Source organism: Flavobacterium sp. B330r (assembly GCF_056824325.1).
The window spans coordinates 3417887-3433752 of the sequence record NZ_CP124860.1 but is presented as its reverse complement, the minus strand read 5'-3'; the positions used below and the strand labels follow the sequence as shown (position 1 = coordinate 3433752).

General features: G+C 31.8%; 10 protein-coding genes. 5 read left to right on the top strand and 5 right to left on the bottom strand.

Going from position 1 to position 15866, the window contains the following annotated elements:
* Positions 1-57: 57 nt before the first annotated feature.
* The 4 genes from QLQ95_RS15155 to QLQ95_RS15140 all read right to left on the bottom strand — a co-directional run bounded on the left by QLQ95_RS15155 (position 58) and on the right by QLQ95_RS15140 (position 7265).
* Entirely contained in the window at positions 58-2187 is a 2130-nt protein-coding gene (locus QLQ95_RS15155) for an OmpA family protein (protein WP_482500458.1), read from the bottom strand.
* A 10-nt stretch (positions 2188-2197) separates the two neighbouring features.
* Positions 2198-3124 carry a PorP/SprF family type IX secretion system membrane protein gene (locus QLQ95_RS15150; RefSeq protein ID WP_095929807.1) on the bottom strand — a complete coding sequence of 309 codons (927 nt, stop codon included), beginning with the start codon at positions 3122-3124 and terminating at the stop codon, positions 2198-2200.
* Between the two features lie 30 nt (positions 3125-3154).
* Positions 3155-5791 carry a T9SS type B sorting domain-containing protein gene (locus QLQ95_RS15145; protein ID WP_482500457.1) on the bottom strand — a complete coding sequence of 879 codons (2637 nt, stop codon included), beginning with the start codon at positions 5789-5791 and terminating at the stop codon, positions 3155-3157.
* A gap of 148 nt (positions 5792-5939) precedes the next feature.
* On the bottom strand, positions 5940-7265 hold the full coding sequence (locus QLQ95_RS15140) for a PDZ domain-containing protein (protein WP_482500456.1): 1326 nt from the start codon (positions 7263-7265) through the stop codon (positions 5940-5942).
* A 123-nt stretch (positions 7266-7388) separates the two neighbouring features.
* Here QLQ95_RS15140 and QLQ95_RS15135 point away from each other — a divergent pair, with 123 nt between their 5' ends.
* From QLQ95_RS15135 to QLQ95_RS15125, 3 genes are all read left to right on the top strand, one after another.
* Positions 7389-8582 (top strand): pyridoxal phosphate-dependent aminotransferase, encoded by a 1194-nt coding sequence (locus tag QLQ95_RS15135; RefSeq protein ID WP_482500455.1) that lies wholly within the window; start codon positions 7389-7391, stop codon positions 8580-8582.
* Between the two features lie 249 nt (positions 8583-8831).
* A complete protein-coding gene (locus tag QLQ95_RS15130) occupies positions 8832-10376 on the top strand; it encodes a DUF6770 family protein (protein WP_482500453.1) in 1545 nt (514 codons plus the stop codon).
* Between the two features lie 5 nt (positions 10377-10381).
* A complete protein-coding gene (locus QLQ95_RS15125; RefSeq protein WP_482500451.1) occupies positions 10382-11977 on the top strand; it encodes a hypothetical protein in 1596 nt (531 codons plus the stop codon).
* 21 nt (positions 11978-11998) lie between these two features.
* On the opposite strand, the gene QLQ95_RS15120 is transcribed toward QLQ95_RS15125, so the two are convergent.
* The gene (locus QLQ95_RS15120) at positions 11999-13300 is read right to left on the bottom strand and encodes a M48 family metallopeptidase (RefSeq protein ID WP_482500450.1); all 1302 of its coding nucleotides are present in this window, start codon (positions 13298-13300) and stop codon (positions 11999-12001) included.
* A 232-nt stretch (positions 13301-13532) separates the two neighbouring features.
* Between QLQ95_RS15120 and folE the strand changes: the two genes are divergently transcribed.
* Both folE and cysS read left to right on the top strand, forming a co-directional pair.
* Positions 13533-14204, top strand: coding sequence for a GTP cyclohydrolase I FolE (gene folE / locus QLQ95_RS15115; RefSeq protein WP_095929803.1), 672 nt, complete (start codon positions 13533-13535; stop codon positions 14202-14204).
* 130 nt (positions 14205-14334) lie between these two features.
* The gene (cysS, locus tag QLQ95_RS15110) at positions 14335-15816 is read left to right on the top strand and encodes a cysteine--tRNA ligase (protein ID WP_482500448.1); all 1482 of its coding nucleotides are present in this window, start codon (positions 14335-14337) and stop codon (positions 15814-15816) included.
* The last annotated feature ends 50 nt before the right edge of the window (positions 15817-15866 follow it).

The window sequence follows — 15866 nt, the reverse complement described above, 5'->3', positions numbered from 1 at the left end:
AAAAATGAAACCCGCCAGTTTTTTAAAATCTGTCGGGTTTACTATGTTTCAAAAAAATTACAAACTTTTGATTACAAATTCAGATCGTCTGTTCAATTCATGTTCTTCCTCTGAGCAAGATTCGTCTGTTTTACATTTTATAATTGGCACCGATTCTCCGTAGCCTTTTGCTGTAACTCGTTTTGCATCAATTCCAGACTGAATTATAAATTCTCTTGTCGAATTGGCTCTTTTTTGAGACAAATCTTCATTAAATTTGGCATTCCCTCTAGAATCGGTATGCGAACCAATTTCGATTTTCATATCTGGATATTTCTTCATCAGCTCTACTACCCTGCCCAAAACTACTTTTGATTCTTTTCGGATATACCACATATTGTAATCAAAGTAAATTGGATCTGTTTTAATGATTAAACGATCTTTATCTTTAACAACATCTTTTTCCTTTGCCAATATCTCTTTTACTTTTTCCTGCTTTTTAACTTCAGCTGCAACTATTGCCGCTTCTTTGGCTTTTTTCTCTTTTTCTTTCAATTCAATTGCCACCAAAGCTTCTTTTTTCTTGTTTTCTTCTTCAATAATAATTTCTTGCTTTCTCTTATTTTCAGCAATTAATTTTTCTTCCTGTTTAATAACTTCCAATGATTTTAAAGCTAAAGAACCGTCATTAACTTTATCTCTTGTTTTGTCTAAAGTCAGTATTTTTGAAGCATTTGTATAGTTTTCTTTGGAAGCTGAAATTTTATACGAAGCCTCGCAAGGAACCGTAAAACTGAATTTCCCATCAGCAGAAGTTGTAATGGTATTTAAAGTCTTATTTTCTGAATCTTGTAATAATACCGTTGCATTTTCTAGAGCCAATTGCGTATCAATATCTGTAATTGTTCCCGCGATTAATTGCTTGCAATCTTCAACAATCAAATCTTTTATTTCTTTGAATTGATAAATATCATCGCTCCCTTTCCCTCCTTCTCTATTAGAAGCAAAAAATCCTTCTTTGGTATTAGAATCAATGTTAAACGCGAAATCATCTAAATTAGAGTTTACTGGAAGTCCGACATTAATAGGTTTTGAATATTCATTTCCGTTAATATCAGAAACAAAAACATCTAAAGATCCGTAGCCCAAATGTCCGTCAGAAGAAAAATAAAGCTTATTATCTGCTGAGGCAAAAGGAAATTGCTCCCTTTTATCTGTATTAATTTCTGGACCCAAATTTTTCGGAGTATCAAATGCTCCTTTATTAATATTAACAGAATAAATATCGAAAAAACCCAGAGATCCTGGCATGTCTGAAGCAAAATACAATACTTTTTCATCTGCACTCAAAGCAGGATGCTCCACAGAATAATTCGGACTGTTGAATGGAAGCGACGTAATATTTGTCCACTTTCCTTCAACCCATTCTGCTTTAAAAATCTGAAGATTGGAAATTTTCTTGTCGTCTTTTTTCTTCTTTCCGTTTTTAGAATTGTTTCGGGTAAAATACATCGTTTTGCCATCTTTTGTAAAAATAGCATTCGATTCGTGCATTCCGGTTTTTAATTCTTTAGCAAAATAATGAACTATAGAATCTCCTGAATTAATATTTTTTAAAGGAATTGAAACCAAATTCAAATACGTTTCGTTATCCCATTTAAACTTTTTATCAAATAAACCAGGCTTCAATTTCACCCCAGCAAAAACTAAATCCTCTTTATATTTTACAGCTCCAAATTCAGAATTTGGTGTATTTATCGCAAGGTTTTTAATCTCAAAACGTTTGCCAATTGCCGTAACATTTTCTAATGTTTTAATGTCTTTTTCAAAATTGGCAAGATCGTCTGCATTGGCAGATTTAGAATAATATTCTTTTAAATTGGCATTTGCATCGTCATAACTATTTGTTGCTTTAAGAGTCTGTGCGTATCTAAAATAATATTCTCGGTCTAAATTATTGCTGTAATTTGAAATCAAAAGACGATAATAACGCTGTGCTTTTACTAAATTGTTAGTATAGAAATAAGAATCGGCTAGATTTTTAATGACTTCTTGAGACGGTTTTTCGTCTGCCAATTTTTGGTATAAAATAATAGCTTCGCTGTAATATGTTTTATCAAAAAAACGTTTTGCTCTAGCTAGTTCTAGATCCTGTGCATTTATAAACTGTATTGAAAATACGAATATAATAACGAGTAATTTTTTCATATTTTTCATTTTAGAAGAATCTTGGAGATTTATCAAATCCTTTTCCTAACAAGTCCAGATCGAACAACAGCATAATTTCATGTGTTCCAGAATTAAACTGTCCGAAGTTTGTAAGCGTATAATCGTAAGCATACCCCACTCTTAAGGTCGGTGTAACATTAATATTGAAAAGCGCACTTACAGAATCATCTATTCTATAAGAAGCTCCAAATTCGAACTTTTCGTTGTAAAGAACATTGGCTGAAACATCTAAAGTTATTGGCGCACCTTTTACAAATTTTGACATAAATGCAGGTTTCAATTTCAATGCGTTGTTGAGCTGAAAAACATAACCAGCAGTCAAAAAAGTATGAATCTCTTCGGAACCAAAAGCATTCATTCCTGACTTTTCTTCAATATATTTTGACTTCAATAAGTTTGGGGCAGACAATCCCACATAAAGATTATCTCTAAAATAATACGCTCCAACTCCAATATTAGGTTTTGTTGCATTTATATTTTCTGAAAAAGCAATATCTGTTTGAGGGTCAGTAAAACGAAAACCATTAAAATTGCTTTGCATAGACGAAAATCCAGCTTTTAAACCCAGAGACAATTTATTTTTTCCGCCTAGTTTTAAAACATATGCAAAATCGGCATACACATTATTCTCTTTTTTAGCTCCATCTCCTATATCATCTGAAACGAATGAGATACCGGCTTCTATTTTATCATTAATAGCTGTGTGTCCAAAAAAGGTAAATGTTTTTGGAGCGCCATAAGCACCAACCCATTGCGTTCTGTACAATCCGCCAAAATTCATCATGGCAGGAACTCCAGTCGCATAAGCAGGATTGACCACACTCATGTTATACATATAATGGGTATATTCTGGATCTTGCTGAGCAGAAACGGATAAATAGAAAAGGAAATTTATAAGAAGTATTATTTTTTTCATTTGAAAATTATATTAAAATGTAAAAAGGTTTTATCGATTTAAATAAAGACGGCCTTGCTGTGGCGGTTTATTGTCTTTATTGAAATGCAACACATAAAAATAAACTCCATTGGGTGCAACACCTCCAGCGATACCGCTTTTTTCGTAGTTTTTGCCATCCCAAGCAGGTTTATTATTATCTCCTTTATACATTCCGTTTCCGTATCTATTATAAATTTCAAGTGTATAATTTGGATATAAAAATTCAATATCTTTTATCACAAACGAATCGTTTACACCGTCTCCGTTTGGCGAGAATCCATCTGGAATAAAGAACTCGTACTGTGCGACCTCGCAGTCCTGCAGTGAGACTTTTACTTCTTTATAGCTTTCTGACAAACAGTGGGTTGTTTCATTTAAATCATATCCAAAATAAATCGCATTATGAACTAATAATGTGGTCGATGCCAGTAAATTTCCATCCACCGCATCATACCAAGCCACCGTTGCTGGAACATTTGTTTTATTAGAAAGATCACTTATTTTTGGATTGGCCAGTCCGCAAAAATCTGCCGTTTCATTCATTTCCGGTGCAGCTGTATCATTTATAAGTACCGAAACTTTTGCAGGTTCTGAAACGCAGCCTGTAGCAGCAGTTTCTCTAACGAAGTAATCTTCTGTTTTTAAAACATAATCGACTGCAAGTGGCGTAGTTGCTGTTGCAGAATTGTACCATTTGTACTGAGTTCCCTTTGGCTCTAAATTGGCTATTACAGCTTCATCAACTTTACAAAATTGCTGATCTGAAACAGTTGGCGCTGGAGGAATCGGATTTATTATAAAATTATCTGTAACGTTGATTAAATCTACATCACAATTTGTAACTGTATTCGTTAGATTCAATAATGTAATTTTTGTCTCACCTGCATTTAAAAGCAATTCGGCAGGAATAACAAAATCTAGCTTACCATTTGCTACTGCTTTAGTAATGGTTTGTACCGCAGAAATATTAGCTTCTGACAATGCATAAGAAATACTGACATTAGTTAAAGTTTCTAATCCTGAAACGGCAACAGTAACAGGCGCATTCAAACAATAATCTTTTACCGCAGCTTTTACTGTTATGGCATTTGGCAATGGATTTATATACAGATTTCCTGCAACATTTGCTGTATTGGTACATTGTGGTGAAGGATTGGTAATATTTGTTATGCTATAAATAGTAATTACCGACAATCCGCTTCTTCTGCTCAAGTTACCTGGAATTGTAAATGATGCTTTTCCGCCAACAGACTGTATTTCTGCTGTTTCGCCTAGAGCTAGATTGTCTCCGTTTATATTGTAGGAAATACGATAAAGCCCATCAAGTAATTGAGGTGCAGCAATTTCAATTGTTGCCACATCATTTTGGCAAATTGGAAGTGCTGTTAATGTAGCATCATTTAAGCGTGGCAACGGATAAATCTTTAAAATAGTTGAAAACGGATTAAATATGTTTACACATGTTCCTTTGCTTGTTGTAGACGTTATACCTGTAACAGTAATAGTATAATCTCCTACTTGCTTAAAATAAGACGCTCGTATTGGGAAATTAAATTCGCCATTTACAAAATTCCCCCTTACATTTTCAGATGATGACACTCCTGGACCGACAACACTAAAATTGATATCGTATGTTCCATTAGGAATATTATCTGGCCCTTGCGTAATTTTTGCCGAATAAGTCGCTGTCGAAATCTCAGATTCGCAAATATCTTTGCTAGCTTCAATTTTAGATCCTGTAAAATCAAGTCTTTTTTCAAGAGTTATATTTACTTTGACATCTTTATTGGCGCATATATTATTACCAGGAACTGCTAAAACAGTATAGGTATAAGAATATACTCCAGGTCCATTCGTATCAAACAATTCTTGAAGATTAATATTATGATCTGTAGCAGAGGTTAAACCTATACCCGTCCAGGCACCACCTCTGTCTCCTCCAATTAGCTGGTCAAATAAATCTAAATTGGTGTAACCTGCCAAATCTGTAGTTCCGCATAACTCCAAATCTTGTGGTTTTCCTATTTTCGGAGCTATATAAATGGTTACTTGCACATTGGTCGATTTTGAGCTAGGAGAACAAGCAAGCACTGGCGGCACAGTATAAATGAAGTTAAGTGTCGTTTTGGTTGTATATTGTCCGATCGCTATTGTAGATTCTACAGGCTGACCTGTATCTGTGGTAAATCTTCCGTTTACATGTGGTCCCATTACCTTACTATCAAAAGCGGTAAAAAGATTAAAAAAATTGTTTTCATTACAAACTGTTGCTTGAGATCCGACTCCAACGTATGCACCAATAGTAATCGTGACTACCGCTTTGTTATCAGTACAGCCCGAAGTAGCTGGAGCTGTGTAGGTATAGTGATATTCTCCTCCGCTAAGGATAAATTGCGCATTTAAAATACCAGTAGAAGGATTTAGGCCTTGTAAATTATTATCATCTGTCCATGTTCCGCCAGGAACTGGAGAACCGCCTAACAAAGAAAATAAATCTACGGTTTGATAAATCGGATTAGTAACATCGCAAATTAATTCATTTACGTTATCAACACCAGCACATTGTGCCGTTAGTTTTGAAGGAAGAACGGTAAAAAAAATAAAAAACAATACAAAATGTAAGTAGCTAATGTAGTTTTTTGCCATAGATTAATTTTTTGTTAAACATAAGAAAATATTTAACCAAAAAACTAATTTTTAACAAACTTATTTTCACAAAAAACAGTCATTCCTTCAATATAGCAACATGAAACGCGGTTTTTAAAAAATCGACCAAATACTATAATTCAATCTTTTACAATTCATCTTCCAGTTTAAATCTAAATTTAAGCACCAAACTATTTCGTTCGACTTCAAGATTAATCCAAACATCATCTTCTGATTTTAAAAGATTATTTATTTGCTGGAGAGTATATTTATAGGGCTGCGTTTTGTTAATACTGACAATAATATCTCCTTTAAGCAATCCGCATTTTTCGGCAGCAGAATTTTTTCGCACATTCACTATTTCATAAACAGGCTTAAGAGCAAATTTATATTTAAAATTATTGTCGTTTTTGTCCTTTTCCTGTAATTCTCCCATTGAAGATGCAACTCGTACGGTTTCTAAATGCACTGTTTCCTGTACCCACTGAAGTCCGTTGTGCTGAACAGTGATTCCACTTTTATTATATGTAAATGGTTCTCCAAATTTCCCATTTTTTTTCAAGTACAGTTTTTTTCCTCCATAGTCTAAAACCAAAGTAAATCGTTTCAAAACTTCGCCTCCAACAGATCCTATACGTCCTGGAACCATCTTAACGTTGCGAACCGATACAGAATCAGGAAAAGAAACAATTGGCTTTTTAAAATCAAATTCGTCAATAGAAAATTTATCGATTTTAGCACGATGTCCTTCAATGTCTCCACTGAATCCTTTTCCTAGAAAGTCAGGAAAATTTTTATTCGGAAGTTTGATTTTATCATTTTCAAAAATCCAGAAAGCATCGCTATTTCCAATATCAATTAAAAGCTTCGCTGGAACTTGCTCATTATTAACTGTCGCTGTTGTCATGATGTATGGTTTCGCTTTTTCAACAGTTATCGGAACCATTTTGAACTTTTTTTCTAATTTTTCTTGATATTTAGCAGTCTTTGCATGAACTATTATTTTCTTTTTCTGATAATTAACTTCGACAAAATTATCTCTAAAGAATTTATGACCGATAATTCCGTTGACAGGAATTCCGATATGAGAAGACAAATTAAAACTTTGATCTAGGATAATAAAAACCATATGATCGTTTGATTTTAGACCATGAGTTTCTAAAATATTTTTTGTCGATTTTAGACCTTCTATTTCCTCTTCACTTCCTAAACCACGAAGCTTAATCTTTACAACATTATTAAAACTAACTTCTTGTTGTTCTTCCATACTAAACAGAATTGTTTCTTCGACGCCCGAATCCAACAGAAAATTTAGCTCGACTCCATTTACTTTTATAGGAATAAAAATAAGATTATTAATCAGTTTAAAAGGTATTGTAGCCTTAGTTGCATTGTTTTCCAATATGAAATCGCCTTGTCCAAAAAGCAAAAAAGGTAAGAATAACCCAAAAAACAATACTATATATTTTTTCATTGACAATATTTTATTATAAAATTAGTAAATATATTTATTATTGTTACATTTTTAGAAGTACCCTTATTATTTACGTTAAATACGAAAAAAATATGCAAATTTGCACTTCAATAATTTATACTCATGCCGACAATTTCACTCAAGGGAAAAAACATGCCCGAATCTCCGATACGCAAGCTGGCTCCTTTTGCTGATTTAGCAAAGAAAAAAGGACACAAGGTGTATCACTTAAACATTGGTCAACCGGATATCAAGACACCGGAAGTGGCCATCGAGGCGGTAAAAAATATTGATTTAACTCTTATAGAATACAGTCCGTCTGCCGGATACGAAAGCTATAGAAAAAAATTAGCAGAATTTTACCAGCGCCAAAATGTAAACGTTAACACAGAAGATATCATTGTAACTACTGGTGGTTCTGAAGCCTTACTTTTTGCACTGGCCACAATTACAGATCCTGGAGATGAAATTATTATCCCAGAACCTTTTTATGCTAATTATCATGCTTTTGCATCTTCAACAAGTGCAACTGTAGTTCCATTAGTTTCTACTATCGAAACTGCTTTTGCATTACCAAGTATTGAAGAAGTTGAAAAATTAATTACACCCAAAACAAAGGCCATTCTGATTTGCAATCCTGGAAATCCGACTGGATATTTATATTCTGAAGCAGAAATTAAACAACTGGCTGGTTTAATTAAAAAACACGATTTATACTTAATCGCAGATGAAGTGTATCGCGAATTTTTATACGATGGAGATGATGTTCATTTTTCCGTAATGAATTTAGAAGATGTACAGCAAAATGTAATCATGGTCGATTCTGTTTCTAAACGTTACAGTATGTGCGGGGCAAGAATTGGATGTTTGGTAACAAAAAACAAAGACGTTTTAGCAACAGTAATGAAATTTGCTCAAGCACGTTTGAGTCCGCCAACAATTGAACAAATTGCCTGCGAAGCTGCAATTGATACACCTCAAAGTTATTTTGATGAAGTAATTGCAGAATATAAAGAACGCCGCAACACACTGATTGCCGAATTAAATAAAATTGAAGGCGTTATTGTAACAAAACCAAAAGGTGCTTTTTATTGTATTGCAGAACTTCCGATAAAAGATTCAGATGATTTTGCGCAATGGCTCCTTGAAAGTTACAATTTAAATGGCGAAACGGTAATGATTGCTCCTGCCAAAGGTTTCTATTCGACACCTGGAATGGGACTAAATCAGGTTCGTATTGCTTATGTTTTAAACAAAAAAGATCTGATTACAGCGGTAAATATTTTAAAAGAAGCACTTTTAGTTTACAAGAAATGAGTACAAACATATTCAAAGCAAGTAATATTTAAATAATATTATCTTTTAATTTTTAGCCACAAATTCATAAGTCACTTTATGAATTTGTGGCTAAACTTGTTTTTAGAGCTTTCAACAATTGAAATACATGAAAAACATTTAAATTTCTTACAAATTAATTTTTTATTAATATATTTATATAGGTTTTTTCTTATTTTTGTATTGTTTCTTCACTTTATGAAGTGCAAAAGCAATAATTAAAAAATATTTATGAAAAAACATTTTATACTATTATTTCTTCTTTTAGCTATTGCTGTAGGAAGATCTCAATCACAAGATTTAGCAAATTTAGCTAATGGAACTCTAATTAATTTTAAAATACTATACGAAAAAAATGATAAACTCTTCGGATATTTCGCCTTGTACACGACCGGAAAATTAGAAGAGGGCAAAAAAAACTTTGAGTATATTATCTTAGATAAAAATCTGAATAAAGTTGCAAATAATGAATTTGAAGCTGAATCAGTTGTAGAAACTTATGATGCTTACATAAATATGCATAGTAAAATCGTTTTGACACCTTCGATAGATGCAGGCGATAAAAGCTATAAAAGTAAACACTTCATATATCCAAGTTCAAAAATTATAGACATTAAAAAGAATGAAATTGAAAAAGAAGAAAAGTTTTGTTATGAAAACGGTGCCGTTATGCATTGTTCAAATAGCAAATCTTTAAGCGATAAAAAGAAAGATAACGAAATTGAACTCAAAGAAAAAGGTTATATATATGAGTCTGTTGTAAAAGAAATAAAACAAGGGGGGTTTATAATTCTAGATTATCAAGATCACAAAGAATACGCTAATAACAATAACATTACTAGATTTAATGAAAATAAAAAAAAACTATGGACATATTCTTACAATCAAGATGGCAATAAAAAAAGCTATGAATCTCTTAATGTGATAGATATTGATGACAAGAATATGTATTGCATTTTGGAAAAAACAGAATCACGTACCAAATACAGTTTTTCTTTAATCGTACTTGATTTAGCGACAGGTAAAATTGTTGCTAATTCACCTTTAAATAATGATCTGGATAAACGTACAATACAAAATATAACTACATTTTATTCTCTTTTTCCAACTTACAGAGTAAACAATAGTAAATCTTTTGATAACGACAAGATTGTACTAGTTGGAAAATATTTTTCTAATAAATTTATGAATGCTCATGATTATGATTTTAATGGATATATCCGACTATTGATTGATAAAAAAACATTTGAAGTTCGTACCGATGTTATAGATTTTGCAACTGACTTAAAAAAATACTTCCCAGAAATTGATCGTATCGGCACACTAAAAAATAGATATTCTCTAGAAATAAGGGATTTCTTTTTTATGAAAGATGGAAGTACTGGAATACTTACAGAAAAAATCAAGGTAGGAGATGGCAACAATACTTCCGACATGGTATATCTAAATACAGATAAAGATTTTAAATTACAAGGAATAAAAGCTTTTGAAAAAGAAAAAGATAAAAGGTACACTATTAATGATTATCTCTTTTCTCAATATTGTAATGATGATAAAGATTTTGTCTTCTTTTACAAAGACGAAGGAAAAGATAAAAAAACATCTCTTTTTATAAATACTATAATTAAAGGTAAATTTAACCAAGAACAGATTACGATTTCATCTGAAAATATTAAAATCACTCCATATGTTGCCAAGGAAGGTTATATTCTGCTAAGAGAAAATAACGAAAACGAAAAATACAACCAGATTCGTTTAGAGAAACTGAATTATTAAAAAAGATGAAAAAAATAACACTTATAATTTTCTGTTTTCTTACGATCTCAGTTACAGCTCAAACACAAGATTTAATTAATTTATCATCTGGGCGAATGTTAAATTTTTCAGCTTTATATAAGCCCGAATATAATAAAAATGGAGTACTAAGAAACAAGCTTTGGGGATATTATGCCATTTATGATTTAGGAAAATCAGATAAAAATCAGATAAAAAGAAAATTGATTTTTTTTGATAAAAATCTTAATAAATTTAGTGATTTGGAGTTTAATCAAATTTTTGATCAAACAAAATTCTTAAGATATAGTATATATATTAATTTAGATTCCGAAATTAAACTAATATCACAATTTTCAAATAAACTAAACATCTACAATGTTATTGATTTAGATAAATCAGAAATCGGTAATCCTTTTGTTTATGTTTTTGGACAAAGGAAGGAGCTAAAACCGTCTAAAAATAATTTTAAAACTCTTACCAAAGATTATTTAAAAATGTTTCCGGATAAATCGAATTTATACGTTAAAAATGATTTTACTACATACGTATATGAGGACAAAGATCATTATTATAAAAAACACCATAAGGGTCTCGGCAAATATGATGATGATAGCTATTGTGTGACTACGATGGAATATTGTCAAACAAAAGATTCAACAAAATTGTGGGAAATCGAGGTTAATAAATTATTCGATGCTAAAAAAGACGAATACTCTAATAATGAACTTTCGGATTTAGGGCTTAAAGATGATAATTATTTTTATTTTATGATACTATCTAAAGCAACTTCTTCTTATATCATTAAAGGAATTAAGGTAGTTGAGAAAACATCTGGAAAAGTAGTTTATGAAACTAATAACCTAAATACTAAATCTGAAAATTTATTAGATTATAAAATTATTACAAATCATCAATTAATTATTTTAGAAGGAACTCCTAATACTAATAAAAATGATTGTTTATATAAAAAAATTATAATTAATTTGGATGATAATGGCAAAAACATTTCAGAAACACATTTTCAATTTTTAGATGCCAAAGATTTCATTACCGTAGACAAACACGGTAAGATGGATGGCAAATTTAATTTAGGTCAAAGAGATTTTACTATTCATGAAGACGGGTCTATTGCAATGCTTTTTGAAAAATATAAAGATGAAAAAAGACCTCTTACTGCACTATCATTTATACCAATTGCTGGTGTAATTGCTGATTTGGCAACCAGATCTCCTTATAAAACAGAGGACTTTTTACTATTCAATTTTGATAATAACTTTAAATTAAAAGAAGTAAAAACCATTTATAAGGATATTAGCAAAGGAGAATATTCTGATTTTCTCTTTTCACAATATATCAAAGATGATTTGGGATCTGTCTATTTCTATAGTGATCAAAGAAAAGATGAAATAACCAAAGAAAAAACTTGGATTCTAGGTATTATCTCTGTTATTAATGGTAAAGTAAATACTGAAGAATTTCCTATTACTTCTAAAGAAAATACTATTGTTCCATATGTTGCCAAAGACGGCTATCTTATTTTAAGAGAATACAACGAAAAAGAAAAATACAACCAGATTCGTTTAGAGAAACTAAACTATTAAAAAAGCAAAAGCTCCTAAAATTTAGGAGCTTTTGTTATTATAAAAATCAGCGAAGTTTTTTAATTCATCCAAAGAGAGATTCCACATAAAACTTAAAAATTGCTGATAGCTCTCACTTTGATTTTTAGGGTCTATTCGGTCGAGATAACGATTGAGGGTATAGTTTTTTCGAGCTTCATATATTTTCTGAAAACATTTACCCATCCATTCTTTGTAATAAATAACATCATTATCTCGTTGCAAATTTAATAAGGCCAAATAAATTCCAACTCCATAATCCTCACTGCCATAAAGGTTAGGAAGTCTTTCATATTCAGCAACCTTACTTAACTCGTTAAATGAATCTGTTGTTTTAACTTCCTTGCTTTTCTCGTTAAGCTCTGGAAAAAGTTCTTTTAGTCTTTTTATTCGGTCTGCCATCTCAGGATGAGAACTTAAAGAATCCTTATTCAGTTTTTCTTTATATAAAGAATAATCATAAGACGAGAAATCTTCTCTCTTAAGCCAATTTTCTTTAAATTCCTGATTCGGAAGACTAAAATATTTTTTATAAACTTCTACTTTTAATTCTTTCGATTTTAATGTATCATACTTCGCTAATAATTCTAAGGCACTGACAAAACTCAATTTATCATATTTTGTTTCTTTTAATAATTGATAACCTAAAGAATCTGCTTGTAGCTCTGCGGTTCTTTTATAATCGGCTGTTTCGTAGGTTTTGTTTTTAAAAAGTTCAAAAGCAGTGGCAGAACGATTGTATCTCTGCTTTTTAATTTGTTTTACCTTATCTTTATCCTGTTCGTTTTGATTAATTCGTCTCAATTGACTTTTTGTAGAATGGCTTAATAGATAATGACCAAGTTCGTGACAAATTACGCTTGCAACCTGATCTTCGTTTTCAAGAAGATAATACAATCCCATATTTACAACAAAAGTTCTATCGCCCATACAATACGCATTTGGAGTATTATCTTTTGAAATTAATATTTGCAAATCATCTGGAACACTATCATTTGTCTTTCTAATTTCAGTAATAACATTATTAAGGTCATTACTAAATTTAGGATAAAAAGAAAAACTTCCCTTACTTATTTCTTTTATAAATTCTCCTTGAAACTCTTTATAATTTTGCTCTAATTCCCTTCCCGTTTTACCTGAGTACTTTGCTCTAATGTTTTTATTAAATTTTTCACTTACCTGCTTATAATGAGTGATAAATTCATCTCTTTGAGGTCTATCTAGTGTATCTATAGGAACATAATTTTGTGAGTAGCCAAATACAGCTGCTATTAATAAAACAAAACACAATATCTTTTTAATCATAACTATGGTTTTAAAATGCAAACATATTCAATAGTAAAGAATAATCCTACAATTAAAATTAAATAGCTAAATTATTAAGAATTATAAAATCCAAACTATCAATAGATTTCTTATAATTTAAATTATATCCAAAAACAGACGATTAAATAGTAAAAACGATAGAAAAGGTTTCCTATTTATTAATTATCTTTACCGCCTTAAAAAGGAATACATATACTAATAGTAGTTTTTAATGATAAACAACGAAGAATTTTTAGACGAAATAGGAGATAATCACTTTAGCAGTAATGCAAAAAATCCTCTAAGAGAAGATGCTTTTGATATAACTGACGAAGAAAAAATAGAAAAAATTAAAAAAGATGTTGAAAGCATTCTGCAAACTCTTGGAATGGATTTGACAGACGACAGCATCAAAGGAACTCCAAACCGAGTTGCAAAAATGTTTGTAAAGGAAATTTTTGGTGGTCTTAACCCAGCAAAACAGCCAAAAGCTTCTACTTTTGACAACAATTATAAATATGGCGAAATGCTTGTAGAAAAAAACATTACGGTTTATTCTACTTGCGAACACCATTTACTGCCAATTATCGGGCGTGCTCACGTGGCTTATATCTCAAGCGGACGTGTAATTGGTTTATCAAAAATGAATCGTATCGTTGAGTATTATGCTAAAAGACCTCAAGTACAGGAGCGTCTTACAATGCAGATTGTTCAAGAATTACAAAAAGCTTTAGGAACAGAAGATGTTGCTTGCGTTATCGATGCAAAACACCTTTGTGTAAACTCTCGCGGTATTAAAGATATCGAAAGTAGTACAGTAACTTCTGAGTTCGGCGGAAAATTCAAAGATCCTCAAACGAAAAGAGAATTCTTAGACTATATTAAACTAGACACTCAGTTCTAAATATACAATATTTCTATTATATTTATGATCTAGCCCTGATGGAAGCGACATCCTTTTATGGTCTCGTTTTCACGAGATAAAAGATACAGCGTACAGCAGGAATAGCTTCTAAAAAAATCAACTAAAAAATATGCCACTATATAGCAGTCAACCGCTCAAAATATACAATTCGCTTTCTGGCGAAAAAGAAGATTTCAAACCCATCCATGATGGAAACGTTGGAATGTATGTTTGTGGACCTACCGTATATAGTAATGTCCATTTAGGAAACGTGAGAACTTTTATGTCTTTTGACGTAATCTTCAGGTATTTTCTGCATTTGGATTATAAAGTTCGCTATGTTCGAAATATTACCGATGTTGGGCATATCGTAGATGATGTGGATGAAGGTGAAGATAAAATTGCTAAAAAAGCACGTTTGGAGCAATTGGAACCTATGGAAGTTGTACAGCGCTATACTGTAGATTTTCATAACATTCTAAAAGCTTTCAACTTTTTACCGCCAAGCATTGAACCTACAGCTACAGGCCATATTATTGAGCAAATCGAAATTATTAAAAAAATCATAGATAAAGGCATTGCTTATGTTGCCAATGGATCTGTATATTTTGATGTTGTAAAATATAACGAAACAAATAATTACGGTATCTTAAGCGGTAGAAATATCGACGATATGTTGGCAAATACGCGTGATCTTGACGGACAATCTGACAAGAGAAACCCACAAGATTTTGCATTGTGGAAAAAAGCCGAGCCAGAACATATCATGAGATGGCCTTCTCCTTGGAGCGATGGTTTCCCAGGATGGCATCTTGAATGTACTGCAATGAGCACCAAATATCTTGGCAATCATTTTGACATTCACGGAGGTGGAATGGATTTAAAATTCCCACACCACGAATGTGAAATCGCTCAAAACGAAGCTTGCACAGGTCAGGCTCCAGTAAATTATTGGATGCATGCCAACATGCTTACTTTAAACGGAAAGAAAATGGCAAAATCGACTGGAAATAATATTCTTCCAGGCGAAATTCTTAGCGGAGACAACAACATCTTAAGCAAGCCATTTTCTGCTTCAGTGACGCGTTTTTTTATGCTTCAAGCACACTACAGAAGTATTTTAGATTTCTCTGATGATGCAATTGTGGCTGCCGAAAAAGGATATAAAAGATTAATGGAAGCACTTGATGCTTTACCAAACATTACTGCAGGAAGTTCTAGTTCAATAGATTTCGCAGCATGGAAACAACTTTGCTACGACGCAATGAATGATGATTTCAATACGCCAATTTTAATTGCGCAATTATTTGAAGCTGTTCGTTATATCAATCTATTAAAAGATGGCAAAGAAACGATTTCTAGCGAAGATTTATCTGATTTCAAAACAGCGGTAAATGCTTTCGTATATGACGTTTTAGGCCTTAACGATGACAAAGCGGCTGATGCTGATAGCGATAAATTGGAAGGTGTAGTAAATATGCTTATTGGCATGAGAAATCAAGCTAGAGCAGATAAAAACTTTGCGCTTTCTGACCAGATTCGCGATCAATTAATTGCTTTAGGGATTCAGCTTAAAGACGGAAAAGAAGGAACTACTTTTAGTATACAATAAAAAAAGTGGTCAGTGTTCAGTATTTTAGTATTCAGATTCAAACTTTGAAC

Coding starts and splice junctions, on each gene's coding strand:
- QLQ95_RS15155 (WP_482500458.1), bottom strand. CDS start 2,187: ATGAAAAAATTACTCGTTATTATATTCGTATTTTCAATACAGTTTATA.
- QLQ95_RS15150 (WP_095929807.1), bottom strand. CDS start 3,124: ATGAAAAAAATAATACTTCTTATAAATTTCCTTTTCTATTTATCCGTT.
- QLQ95_RS15145 (WP_482500457.1), bottom strand. CDS start 5,791: ATGGCAAAAAACTACATTAGCTACTTACATTTTGTATTGTTTTTTATT.
- QLQ95_RS15140 (WP_482500456.1), bottom strand. CDS start 7,265: ATGAAAAAATATATAGTATTGTTTTTTGGGTTATTCTTACCTTTTTTG.
- QLQ95_RS15135 (WP_482500455.1), top strand. CDS start 7,389: ATGCCGACAATTTCACTCAAGGGAAAAAACATGCCCGAATCTCCGATA.
- QLQ95_RS15130 (WP_482500453.1), top strand. CDS start 8,832: ATGAAAAAACATTTTATACTATTATTTCTTCTTTTAGCTATTGCTGTA.
- QLQ95_RS15125 (WP_482500451.1), top strand. CDS start 10,382: ATGAAAAAAATAACACTTATAATTTTCTGTTTTCTTACGATCTCAGTT.
- QLQ95_RS15120 (WP_482500450.1), bottom strand. CDS start 13,300: ATGATTAAAAAGATATTGTGTTTTGTTTTATTAATAGCAGCTGTATTT.
- folE (WP_095929803.1), top strand. CDS start 13,533: ATGATAAACAACGAAGAATTTTTAGACGAAATAGGAGATAATCACTTT.
- cysS (WP_482500448.1), top strand. CDS start 14,335: ATGCCACTATATAGCAGTCAACCGCTCAAAATATACAATTCGCTTTCT.